Source organism: Streptomyces sp. NPDC017225, assembly GCF_044331465.1.
In the GTDB taxonomy this organism is placed as follows: domain Bacteria; phylum Actinomycetota; class Actinomycetes; order Streptomycetales; family Streptomycetaceae; genus Streptomyces.
The window spans coordinates 137,602-149,496 of record NZ_JBIRNE010000017.1 but is presented as its reverse complement, the minus strand read 5'-3'; the positions used below and the strand labels follow the sequence as shown (position 1 = coordinate 149,496).

Sequence of the window (11,895 nt, the reverse complement as noted above, 5' to 3'; positions counted from 1 at the left end):
TGCGCGAAGCGGTCCAGGAACTCGGCGATCTCCCTCGGGCCCTCACAGTACGGCGGATCGGCCCAGATCTCCTTGTACATCGGCAGCACGAGGTCAAGGTGCACAGCGCACTCCAACCCCTCCCACCGCTCCACCACGATCGGTGGACCCTCCATCCGCTTCCTCCCGCCTTCTGCCACCAGGAAAGTCGTCGCCAGCATCGGCTAGAAGGTGCGTGGGCCAACCGGCAGGGACCTGCGAGACCGATCACCCAGGCCGCCCCCACCCCTGATCCTGATCCCCAACCCCGGCAGAGCGAGGCGACGGATGGAGTGACGGCCACCGATGCCGATGCCGCCCTTGAACGTGGCGGGACGACGAACGACCCTGCGGCCGCCTATGCCACTGCCGCCCTTCGCGGTGGCGGAGCGGCGGACAGGCCTGCGTCGGCCACCGACGCTGATGCCGCCGCCCTTCGACTCGGCCGGGCGGTGCACAGGCCTACGAGTACCGATGCTCGGACCACCGGTCTTCTTCGCCGTGGCAAGGCGGTGGACAGGCCTGCGGCCGCCGATACCCGAGCCGGCCTTCGCCGTGGCGGAGTGACGGACCGACCTGCGAGACCGATCGCCGACGCTCACGCCGCCCCTGATACGGATGCCGTTCATCAACGTGGCGGGGCGGCGGACAGACCGGCGGCTACCAATACCCGGGGTGGTCTTCGCGGTCGCGGGGCGGCTGGCAGACGTGCGGTTACCGGCGCCCGGACCGTTCTTCGCGGTGGCGGAGTAGCGGTCAGACCTACGAGTACCGATGCCCGGGCCGGTGCCCTTCGACTCGGCCGGGCGGTACACGGACCTACGAGTACCGACGCCAATACCGCCCTTCGCCGCGACGGGCCGGCTGACAGATCTGCAGCTACCGACGCCCGGAGTGCCCTTCAAGGTGACGGAACTGTGTACCGCCCTGCGGGAACCGATGCCAGGAGTGCTTATGCAGCGGCCTCCGATGCCATGTCCGCCCTTCGCGATGGCGGGGAGGCGAACGACCCTGCGGGTGCCCATACCAGGCCCGCTCTTCAAGGTGACGGAGCGGTGCACGGGCCTGCGAGTACCGATACCCGGACCAACCTTCGCCGTGGCGGGACGGCGCACTGGCCTGCGGCTACCGATACCTCCTCCGCCGGTTTTCGCGGTGGCGGAGTAGAGAGTTGGTATGCCCAGGGCGGGGGCCTCAGCGCCCGCCTCAGAGTCCATGATCGCGATCATGCGTACGGTCCTTCCGACGTCGAAGCGGGCTCTGGCACTGCTGCGTTGGCAGCGTCAGAACAGCCCTGCTGCCCCTGTCCGGGCCGATGGGACAACGAGACACCGCGTGCGACTGCAGCCTCGTTGTCTGCATCACCCCTGTCGGCGAGAGCCCTCTCATCGTCTGCTGACAGCACACCGGTGAAAACCTGAAAGGTTATAGGGCGCCCGACATACACCAGCTGCGCGCCGAGAGAGCACGGGAGCACCCGTGCCAGCGCCTTCCAGGCACACGACCAAGTCGCAGTCGAAGCCGGTGCCCAGGGTCTCGTCCCAACCGCCGCAGTGCACGGTGCCTCTCCAACCGCGCGAGAGCGAGGGCCGGTACACAACAATCACTGGTCACGCCGTCCAGCCTGCCCCGGGCCGGTTCAGTGGACGAGTCGGCCCGGGGCATCATGCGTCATATGCGGGACAACGTTCCCGCGACCGTCCAGCCGCCCGACCCACGCCGTTCCGCAGCAGCCCTCTACTGGCACCGGCCTGACCGCCGCGATAGCCCAGGGGGCCGCCCGGTCCGTCACGGCCCGGCTGGTGCACATGTTCCTCACCAACCCGCCCGACTGGCTCAGAGCCCTGTGGCACGCGCTACCACGACCCTGGGAGTAGCCACAGCAGCCGGGCAGGATCACCCTGCCCGGCCACCTACCGCCGCTCGGACGCCAGGCGGCGTCGCACTCGTGGGCGGGGCCACCGCGCCACTCCCCCTACTTGGACTCCACTCGGTGGTCGGTGCGCACCACCGCACCGGGTGCGCACCATCGGGTCCACTCAGTGGCCGGCCTCCCGGCCGGGGTGCGGTCCGGGTCGTTGTGGCCGGTGCGCCTGCTGGTCGTCCGGGCGCACCGGATGCGCCGTCTCAGTGTCGTCGTGGCGCGTGTAGCGGTTCATCGTGGTGTGGGCCCGGTCGGCCGCCTCGGTGAACGCGTCCTGGAGGTGGCGCAGGCGTTCGGCGGTGACATCGAGGGCTTCGACGTCCGTGCGAGATTCCCTCAGGGCCCGCAGCGCCGTCAGGTCCAGCGCCTCGCGGCGGCCGGGTTTCTGCTCCTGGTCGTCGTCGTCGTGCTCGGGGTCGGCCGGTTCGGGTGTGAGCAGCTGCTCAGGCATCGCTGCCTGCTGGTGGGCGACGACGTCGTACGCCCGGCCCCGCACGGCGGTGGTGGTGGTGCGCAGCTTCTCCCGCACCACGGCACCGGCGAGGACGGCGCGCTCGTACTGGAGCGGGATGCGGGGGATCTCCCACTCCCCCGTGTCCTGGCCCGGGGACCGGGGCGCAGCCGGCTCGCCCGGGTCGGCTGGGGGTCGCAGGTCCGGGTCGGGCGCGGGAGTGGGTGGGCGGCGGCGGGCGGGAAGGTCGGCCATCTCACCCGCGGATGAGACACGAACGCAGTGAGCTTCTTCGAGTTGGCCACCGATCGGGTGATGGGCCGTGAAGCGCAACGAGCGAGGCCCCCGGGCTGTTGATCGAGATGTCTGACGTCTCAATCACGTTGCTCGGGGGGCCTCGTTGGTCATCCATCCTGCCGCACTCGACCTGCCGCACGCACTCGTGGAGTGGGTCACCATGCTCATCGTCACCCGTGAGGGCGACCGCCGCTGCAAGCTCCGCCCGTCCCAGCGCGCGATGGTGGCACTGGTGTACCTGCGCGAGCACACCACTCTGGCGAAGATCGCCGCCGGGTTCGGGATCAGCGAGTCCACCGCCCACGCCTACACCAGCGCGGTCATCCACCTGCTCGCCGAACGTGCGCCGGGCCTGCTGAAGACGCTGCGCGAGCACGAACCCGACTTCGTCCTGCTCGACGGCACCCTCGCCGACTGCGACCGGGTCGGCGACGGCCGGGCCGAGTACTCCCACAAACACCGGCGCGACGGTGTGAACGTGCAGGTGGTCACCGACCCCGGCGGCCGGCTGCTGTGGCTCTCGCCCGGCCTGCCGGGCCGCACCCATGACCTGACTGCCGCCCGCACCCATAGGATCATCCGGATTTGCGAGCGCCAGGGCGTTCCCATCCTGGCGGATCTTGCCTACCAGGGCGGTGGCCCCTGGCTGACCACTGGCATCAAACGCAGGCCCCTGCAGGAACTCACCCCCACCGAGAAGACCGTCAACCGGGCTCTGGCCGCGGCACGGGCACCGGTCGAACGAAGCGTCGCCCGCCTGAAGTCCTGGCGGATCTTCCGCAGAGCCCGCTGCAGTCCGAACCGCATGACGTCAATCGCCAAAGCCGTCCTCACCCTGGAGAGGCAACGCTGAAGAAGCTCAGTGTTGCGGATGAGGAGGGTGCCGTCGGCCCCATACAGGTAGTCGGTGGTCATGCCGTCCTCGGTCAGGCTGGTCAGCCTGCCTTCGTCGGACCGTTCAAGGTCCTGTGTGGCAGTTCCGTCGGGTCGGCTGGTGGTGTTGCCGGTGCTGTCGAACGTGAAGGCGCGGTCAGGGCTGGTGCAGTCCGCCGTCATGCTGGTTCCGGTCAGGACGCGGGGCTGGCCCTCCTTCTCGTAGCAGTAGTTGGTGGTGGTGTTCCCGGCGGCGGCGTGCGTGGTCCGCGTGGTGCGCTGGCCGGCGTCGTTGTACGTGTGGCTGGTCCAGTACGGGGCTCTTCCACCCAGGCTGTGCGCGCTGCGGGTGTCGGAGCACTTCTGAGAGGCGGGGGTCCACGCTTCGGTCATGCGCCGGTGGCCGTCGTAGGTGAAGCACTGGGTTTCCGCTGCTGCGGTGCCGCTGAGGGTGCTGGTGTCGGCGATGGAGGTGACGTTGCCTGTCTGGTCGTAGGTGTAGGCGAAATTCTGTGGCTTGTAGGGGTGGGTCTGGTCGATGACGTGGCTGCCGAGGAGGCGCTTGGTGCCTTCCTCCCAGAGGTTGGTGACGTACGCCTTCTTGTGTTCTTCGGTGTCGGCGGTGCCGAGTGTGAGCTGCCGGGGCTGGCCCCAGGGCGGAGTAGCCGGCGTCCAGGAGGTAGTCGGCCTTGCCGACGATGGAGGTGACCTGTCCGGTGCCGGTGTACTGGTAGCCGACGGCCTCGGAGGGCAGTCCCGCCGAGGGCGGGTTCTTTGGTGCTCTGCAGCGTGCCGTCGATGTTGTAGTTGGCTTCGAACTGCAGGGTGGCCGGTGCCCGAGCGGTGACCAGTGGCTCAGAGCTCGGCAGGGTGAGTTCGGTGGCGGTGGTCCTGGGCCGCTGTGGAGGGAATGGAGGCCGACATCGCCCGGGCCGCGATGTCCTCTCCGCTCTTCTCCGAAGGCGTAGCGGCGGACGGATCGCGGAGACGCGGGCATGCTACATATGAGGTCGCGCGGGTGTGTCAATATCTGCGCCCGCGAGTTAAGATTTCGACGGAACAGACAGGCAGATTCTTTACCGCAGTGAGCGGAGAGGAATTTTTCACCGTACGCCGGCTACTGCGGCGTGCTACTGTCGATCTCAGTTGCAGTTGTGGTTCCCGAAACTCCAAGTGCTCTCTGGTCGGCCTTTGTGTCACTGGAAGCGCTTTTGTATTTCCGGTTTTTTCCGGGCGGGGTGATCATCGCGGCGACACGGCGTCCGCACGGTGCGGGCTCTGACGCACTGCCCCAAAGGAGAATGACATGACTACTGGTACCGTGAAGTGGTTCAACGCGGAAAAGGGCTTCGGCTTCATCGAGCAGGACGGTGGCGGCGCTGATGTGTTCGCCCACTACTCGAACATCGCCGCCCAGGGCTTCCGCGAGCTGCTGGAGGGCCAGAAGGTGAACTTCGACATCGCACAGGGCCAGAAGGGCCCGACGGCTGAGAACATCGTTCCCGCCTGACGCTGACTTTCGCGTACTTGTAGCTGGGGCCCGCATCCTCCGGGGTGCGGGCCCCAGCTACATGCGTTTTCCGTAGTGATTTCGCCTTTGGGCCACAGCCAGGAAATCCGTAGGCTCACCGCGCACGGATCGTCCTTCAGAGGTGCAGACGCATCCCTTCATGGCTACATCGTCGTGAACGCTCCGACCTTTCAGTTCTCACCACGCCACTCATTTCAGCGCCTACGCTCGCACGGATTTACCGTCGGGAGATTCGCTGCCGCCGTTCCGCCGGTCCATTCTTGCAATTCTCCGTGCCGCTCATTGCTGCGGGAATTCCTTGATATGTGCCGCATCGAGGAAGGTTCCGCATGAACCGCACACGCACGAACGACCGCTCCGCCCGCACCCGTAACGCCAGTGCCGACTGGGGAAGGGGTGGCAGCCGCTTCGGCTCGTCGGCTCCTAGCCGGTCGGCCGGCCCGAGCCGCTCCGGCGGTTACGGCCGCCGGTCCGCCACGGTTCAGGGGGAGTTCGCGCTGCCCACGACGATCACTCCCCCGCTTCCCTCTGTGGAAGGCTTCGCCGATCTCGACATGCCCGGGGAACTGCTGGCCGCGCTCAGCCGGCAAGGCGTGACCGTACCGTTCCCGATCCAGGCCGCGACCCTGCCGAACTCCCTCGCCGGCCGCGACGTGCTGGGCCGCGGGCGTACCGGCTCGGGCAAGACCCTCGCCTTCGGGCTGGCCCTGCTCTCCCGTACGGCCGGACAGCGCGCCGAGGCCCGGCAGCCGCTGGGGCTGGTCCTCGTACCGACGCGTGAACTGGCGCAGCAGGTCACCGACGCGCTCACCCCCTACGCCCGTTCCGTGAAGCTGCGGCTGGCCACCGTCGTGGGCGGCATGCCGATCGGCCGGCAGGCGAGCGCGCTGCGCGGTGGTGCCGAGATCGTCGTCGCCACCCCGGGTCGCCTCAAGGATCTCATCGACCGCGGCGACTGCCAGCTGAAGCAGGTCTCCATCACCGTCCTCGACGAGGCTGACCAGATGGCCGACATGGGCTTCATGCCGCAGGTCACCGCCCTGCTCGACCAGGTGCGTCCCGAGGGACAGCGCATGCTGTTCTCGGCCACCCTCGACCGCAACGTCGACCTGCTCGTGCGCCGCTATCTGACCGATCCCGTCGTGCACTCCGTCGACCCCTCGGCCGGCGCCGTCACGACGATGGAGCACCACGTACTCCAGGTCCACGGCGCCGACAAGCACGCAGCCACCACCGAGATCGCCGCACGCGACGGCCGGGTGCTCATGTTTCTCGACACCAAGCACGCCGTCGACAGGCTGACCCAGGACCTGCTCAACAGCGGGGTGCGGGCCGCCGCCCTGCACGGCGGCAAGTCCCAGCCCCAGCGCACCCGCACTCTGGCGCAGTTCAAGGCCGGACACGTCACCGTACTGGTGGCGACCAACGTCGCCGCGCGCGGCATCCACGTCGACAACCTCGACCTCGTCGTCAACGTCGACCCCCCGACCGACCACAAGGACTACCTCCACCGCGGCGGCCGCACGGCCCGTGCCGGTGAGTCCGGCAGCGTCGTCACGCTCGTCACACCGAACCAGCGCCGCAGCATGGTCCGACTCATGTCGGACGCCGGAATCCGGCCGCAGACCACCCAGGTCCGCTCGGGCGACGAGGCCCTCAGCCGGATCACCGGAGCCCAGGCCCCGACCGGCATCCCGGTCGTCATCACCGCGCCGGTGGCCGACCGCCCCAAGAAGCGCGGTGCCACCTCCCGTGGCCGACGCCGCCCCACCTCGGCGACCCGCCCCGCCCCCGCACTCCAGTCCACTGCCGGTGCGGCCGCATAGTGGTCAAAAAAGCCCGGCCCGTCTGCGCAGGAGGCACCCTTTGACGCTGGTCCAGTCACAGACTCATTCCATGAGCGCTCGCCCCGTGCACAGCACGGTGACCGACGCCATGGACCCGGCCGGGCCGCAGGTCTGGTACGACATGACCGTCGAGGTGGCGCTGTCCGTCATGGCCGCAGCACGTGCCGAGCATCTGCTCCTCTGTGACGAGGACGGCCTGTGCCTCGGCCTGGTCACCCAAGCCCGGCTCACCGCCGCCCGGGACAGCCCCGGATACACCGACCGGATCCGCCTGGACGACCTCACCGACGACAGCGGGCCCTTCCTCTCACCGCTGGCCTCGAGGAAGGAAGCCGGGGACGCGATGCCTTTCGAGCGGCTCGGGCCCGTGCCCGTGGTCGACGAGCACGGAAGCGCCCTGGGCGTCCTCGCCCTCTCCCGCTGAACCGCTGACCGGCGGTCGGCCCCGTTTCCTCTTCTGCCTGTGAGGCATCATGCGCTGTGTCATTGCCCGCTTCCCGTTCGACCTGACCAAGAGCGGCGTGCTCGATTCGATGAAGGGCATCAAACCCGAACCGGTCACCGGCGAGTCCGTGATCATCGGACGACGCCACTACCCCGTCAAGCAGGTCGGCCAGGTCATCACCCGCCAGGACCGCCGCGATTTCAGCGCCGGCGAGGTCCTCAGAGCCATGGCCCTGCTCGGCTTCACCTGCCGCACCCTGCCCGAGACCGCCCCCGCGCGCAGCGGAAGTCCGCTGCAGCGGGCATCCGCGATGCTCGGCGCCCCCCTGGCCGTCTGACCCACGCGACAGGCACACCCTGACACCAGACCCGCGGTGAGGGCCCGACCGGCACACGCCGGTCGGGCCCTCACCGCGGGTCTGTCAAAAGAGCGGTGTAACTGGGGTTGTTGAGGGTTACTGGCGTGCTGCGGAGAGGCGGCCGTCGAAGGTGAAATCGAAGGCGTTCAGGGCGGTCTTCCAGCGCATGGTCCAGCGGGCCTGGCCCTTGCCGGTCGGGTCCAGCGACATGATCGCCATGTAGACGCACTTCAAGGCGGCCTGCTCGTTCGGGAAGTGCCCGCGGGCCTTGACTGCCCGCCGAATCCGGGCGTTCACCGACTCGATGGCGTTCGTCGTGCAGACGATGCGGCGGATCTCGGTGTCGAACCGGCGGAACGGAGTGAACTCCTCCCAGGCGTTCTCCCAGAGCCGGACGATCGCCGGGTACTTTTTGCCCCACGCGTCGGCGAACTCCGCGAGCCGCTCCAGGGCGACCTCCTCCGTCGGAGCCGTGTAGACGGGCTTGAGGAGGCGGGCGATCTTGTCCCAGCCCTGGCGGGCGGCATAGCGGGAGGAGTTCCGCAGCAGGTGGACCACGCAGGTCTGCACGATTGTCCTCGGCCAGACGGTCTCCACCGCGTCGGCAAGCCCCTTCAGCCCGTCGCAGACCAGCATGAGGACGTCGTTCACGCCGCGGTTCTTGATCTCGGTCAGGATGTGCATCCAGTGCCTGGCACCCTCGCCACCGTCGCCGGCCCACAAACCCAGAATGTCCCGTCGGCCCTCGACCGTGACGGCCAGGGCAACGTAGACGGGCCGGTTCGCCACCGCGCCGTCGCGGATCTTCACGTGGATCGCGTCGATGAAGATCACTGGATAGACGGCGTCCAGGGGCCGGTTCTGCCACTCGGCCATGCCCTCGAGGACCTTGTCGGTGATCGTGGAGATCGTCTGGCGCGACACGTCGGCGCCATAGACCTCGGACAGGTGAGCCTGGACCTCGCCGGTCGTCAACCCCTTCGCGGCAGAAGAGATGACCATCTCGCCGACGCCCGACAGACGCTTCTGCCGCTTCTTGACGATCTTCGGTTCGAAGAAGCCCTCGCGGTCACGGGCACGGCTGTCTCCACCGGGCCGACATCGGTCAGCACGGTCTTGCCACGGGTTCCGTTGCGGCTGTTGCCGCCGTTCTTCCCCGCCGGGTCGTGCTTGTCATAGCCGAGGTGGTCGGTGATCTCGCCCTCCAGGGCGGACTCCAGGAGCCGCTTGATCAGCTGCTGGAGCAGCCCACCCTCGCCGGTCAGCTGCAGACCCTCGGCCTGAGCGCGGCCGACCAACTCGTCGATGAGCTGGTCGTCCACCTTCTTCGCCGGCTGCGGCTCAGCGGCCTTGACGGACTCGGCCTCGGTCACGTTGTCGCTGGTCATCGATGCATCGTCCTTGATCAGGAGTTACACCGATCGTTCTACAGTCCCACAAGCTCATGGCGTCTCGGTTCCGCCCATGTCCTGTGACAGCGAACCTGGGCCGATTGACACCGGGGTTGGACCACCTATGGCGAGAATGGTGCTCATGCAGAGCAACGAGGAGGACATAGAGCCAGCGGACGAGATGCGGTTGTCCGACGAGGAGGCTGAGGACCTCTCCAAGCTGGTGAGTGACCTGACGGGACTGATGGTCTCGGTGAAGGTCGAGGCGGAAGTTCCCGCAGCGGGGGCGGCCGTCCGGTTCACTGAGCGGATTCGTGCAGAAGTCGGCCAACCGGATTGCCGCATCCAGGAAGACAGCGACGGTGCAGACGCGGTGCTGGGACCGATCAGCGGGGACGCCGACGATCCTGGGCCCGCGTTGAGAGCCGCGATGACCGCTCTCGGTGGCAACTGGGGGGATGTCACCGTCACGACGTACACCGCGGGGCCGGTGCACTACGTCGTCCGCGCCGCCGAACAGAGCCCGGACGAGGCCGGTGCCACACGGATCCATCCATGGGCGGCAAGCGCATGGGCACTCGTCCGTTACGCCGAAGAACACGCATGAGCTCCCGCGCGCCGCGCCATCAGGCAACACACTGACCAGCGGCGGGACCGGTCCGACTTCGATGGCAAACGGTCCAGGTTCACTGTCCCAGGACAGCTGACCTCTGACAAACGATCTTGATCGATTGTCACTGGACTTTGACCGATAGCCGTGAGCACCGGGAGTTCGCCGAGGCGGAGGGCGAGCTGGGTGGACGCGCGGGCGTGGACGATGGGCGAGGGGCCGAAGGCGCCGCGGCGGCGGGGTGGCTGCGGGAGCGGCGGGTCTGCTGCCGGGGTGACGACGCTGACGCGGCTGGTGGCCTCGGTGCGGGAGGCGGCGAACCAGCGACTGTGGGCCACCCTGTACGGGATGCTCGGCGTGGGGCAGCGGTCGGTGCTGGACTCCCTGCTGGACGAGGAGGGGGCGCCTGGCCGCGCTCACCGCAGGATCGGCTGGCCGGACAGGGCCGACCACGGGTGCGTGAACCCGGCAAGGGCCGCAACGCTCACAGCTGCCCGGATCGCACACGCAGCACCCTCCGGGTGCCGGGTGTACAGTTTTAGCGGAACGTATTCCGTTTAACGTTCTAAACGGAATGCGTTCCGGAAGTGAGTCGGGGCGATCGAAGGAGGATGCCGCATGCCCACCGCCCCCCGCAGGACCAGGAGCGATGCGCTGCACAATCGCGAGCGACTGCTGGAGATCGCCGCGCGCGCCTTTGCCGAGCAGGGCCCGGAGGCCACGCCGGCCGCCATCGCCAAGCAGGCGGGCGTCGGAGTCGGCACCCTCTACCGGCACTTTCCGACACGTGAAGCCCTCCTCGTCGCCGCCCACACGCGTCAGATCACCCTCGTGTGCGAGAAGGCCGGCGACCTCGTCGCCCGACACACCGGCGCCGAGGCCACCCGGGCATGGCTGGACCACTTCCTGGACCACGCGATGGCCAACAGCAACATGTGCGCGGCCCTGAACGCCGCCCTCGCCTCCGACGCCGACCCATACGCCCATACGCACACGCTCCTGAAAGACGCCGTCACCACCCTGATCGACGCCGGAGCCCGGGACGGCTCCCTGCGCGCCGACATCACCCCGGGCGACGCCCTGCTCCTGGTGGGCAGCGCCGCCGCCTCGGCGCAGCACAGCACCAGGGAGCAGGCCCACCGGCTCGTCGAACTCCTCATGGACGCGCTGACCAAGAACGCGACCGCAGCCTGAACCCGCACCATCGCACCGGCGGGGCGGCGTTACGCCCGCAGAACCGAAAGGCACCACCATGGCAACAGCCCTGATCATCGGCGCGTCCGGAACAGTCGGATCGCAGCTCGTCAACGAGCTGGACAAGGACCACGAGGGACTTGAGGTCCGCCTCGCGACACGGCGCGCCGATGTCGCCGAGCAGTGGCGCGCGCAGGGACGCGAAGCCGTCCTGCTGGACCTGGACCGGCCCGAGCACTTCGCCAAGGCGCTGGAGGGGGTCGACCGGGTCTTCCTCCTGACCGGGTACACCGCGGACATGCTCCACCAGAGCAAGACGTTCGTCGACGCCGCCGCGCAGGCCGGGGTGGCCCACATCGTCCACCTCGGTGTCTTCAGCTCCGGCCGCCACGCTATTCCCCACTACAGCTGGCATGAGCTCATCGAGACCTACATCGAGGCCAGCGGGATCGCATGGACGCACCTGCACTCCAACGTCATCACCGACACGGTGCTGGCCACGGTCGCCGAGACCGGCTCCTTCAACGTCCCCTGGCAGGAGAACGCACGCGGGTGGGTGTGCGCCGCCGACATCGCCGCGGTCGCAGCTGCAGTGCTGCGTGAAGGACCAGACGAACACGGAGGCAAGAACTACTGGCTGAGCACGGAAATGGCCACAGGACCGCAGGTCGCCAAGACCCTCAGCGAGGTGCTGGGAACCGAGATCACGTGCTCCGTGTCGGGCCCCGACGACTTGGCCGCGTACGCGAGCTCAGTCCCCTCAGCCGCCGAACGCCTCTACATGGAGAGCGCTGTCGCGACGACTCGCCAGACCGTGCTCGGCAACATGGGATTTGAGGCCGTCGTCCACGACGATGTCCAGACCGTCCTGGGACGCCCTGGGACCACGATGGAGCAGTGGGCGCGGGAGAACCTCGGTCCCACGGCCTGAGTCCGGACGATCCGGTGCCAGGCGT

9 protein-coding genes and 3 pseudogenes are annotated in these 11,895 nt (G+C 68.3%); 9 read left to right on the top strand and 3 right to left on the bottom strand.

Annotation, left to right across the window (positions count from 1 at the left end; translation table 11 throughout):
* A pseudogene (locus ACH4NX_RS30030) lies at positions 1-200 on the bottom strand (hypothetical protein); the annotation flags it as partial.
* A gap of 1,857 nt (positions 201-2,057) precedes the next feature.
* Positions 2,058-2,648: a hypothetical protein gene (locus ACH4NX_RS30025; protein ID WP_398130368.1), complete on the bottom strand. Its 591-nt coding sequence runs from the start codon at positions 2,646-2,648 to the stop codon at positions 2,058-2,060.
* Positions 2,649-2,793: 145 nt separating this feature from the next.
* On the opposite strand from ACH4NX_RS30025, the gene ACH4NX_RS30020 reads away from it, so the two are divergent.
* The 5 genes from ACH4NX_RS30020 (at position 2,794) to ACH4NX_RS30000 (ending at position 7,723) form a co-directional block, all read left to right on the top strand.
* Positions 2,794-3,543, top strand: a complete 750-nt coding sequence (locus ACH4NX_RS30020; protein WP_398130367.1) for a transposase family protein — start codon at positions 2,794-2,796, stop codon at positions 3,541-3,543.
* Between the two features lie 1,326 nt (positions 3,544-4,869).
* Positions 4,870-5,073 carry a cold-shock protein gene (locus tag ACH4NX_RS30015; protein ID WP_344562270.1) on the top strand — a complete coding sequence of 68 codons (204 nt, stop codon included), beginning with the start codon at positions 4,870-4,872 and terminating at the stop codon, positions 5,071-5,073.
* Positions 5,074-5,423: 350 nt separating this feature from the next.
* A complete protein-coding gene (locus tag ACH4NX_RS30010; protein WP_351402471.1) occupies positions 5,424-6,920 on the top strand; it encodes a DEAD/DEAH box helicase in 1,497 nt (498 codons plus the stop codon).
* Positions 6,921-6,960: 40 nt separating this feature from the next.
* On the top strand, positions 6,961-7,365 hold the full coding sequence (locus ACH4NX_RS30005) for a CBS domain-containing protein (RefSeq protein WP_398130366.1): 405 nt from the start codon (positions 6,961-6,963) through the stop codon (positions 7,363-7,365).
* A gap of 49 nt (positions 7,366-7,414) precedes the next feature.
* On the top strand, positions 7,415-7,723 hold the full coding sequence (locus ACH4NX_RS30000) for an SCO5918 family protein (RefSeq protein WP_351402475.1): 309 nt from the start codon (positions 7,415-7,417) through the stop codon (positions 7,721-7,723).
* A 117-nt stretch (positions 7,724-7,840) separates the two neighbouring features.
* Here the strand turns inward: ACH4NX_RS30000 and ACH4NX_RS29995 are convergent.
* Positions 7,841-9,132 (bottom strand): annotated as a pseudogene (locus ACH4NX_RS29995) (IS256 family transposase).
* Between the two features lie 145 nt (positions 9,133-9,277).
* Here ACH4NX_RS29995 and ACH4NX_RS29990 point away from each other — a divergent pair.
* The 4 genes and pseudogenes from ACH4NX_RS29990 to ACH4NX_RS29975 all read left to right on the top strand — a co-directional run bounded on the left by ACH4NX_RS29990 (position 9,278) and on the right by ACH4NX_RS29975 (position 11,870).
* On the top strand, positions 9,278-9,742 hold the full coding sequence (locus tag ACH4NX_RS29990) for a hypothetical protein (RefSeq protein ID WP_398129187.1): 465 nt from the start codon (positions 9,278-9,280) through the stop codon (positions 9,740-9,742).
* A 152-nt stretch (positions 9,743-9,894) separates the two neighbouring features.
* Positions 9,895-10,135, top strand: a pseudogene (locus tag ACH4NX_RS29985) (hypothetical protein); the annotation flags it as partial.
* A gap of 228 nt (positions 10,136-10,363) precedes the next feature.
* Entirely contained in the window at positions 10,364-10,939 is a 576-nt protein-coding gene (locus tag ACH4NX_RS29980) for a TetR/AcrR family transcriptional regulator (protein WP_398129186.1), read from the top strand.
* Positions 10,940-10,997: 58 nt separating this feature from the next.
* Positions 10,998-11,870, top strand: a complete 873-nt coding sequence (locus ACH4NX_RS29975; RefSeq protein WP_398129185.1) for an NmrA family NAD(P)-binding protein — start codon at positions 10,998-11,000, stop codon at positions 11,868-11,870.
* Positions 11,871-11,895: the final 25 nt, after the last annotated feature.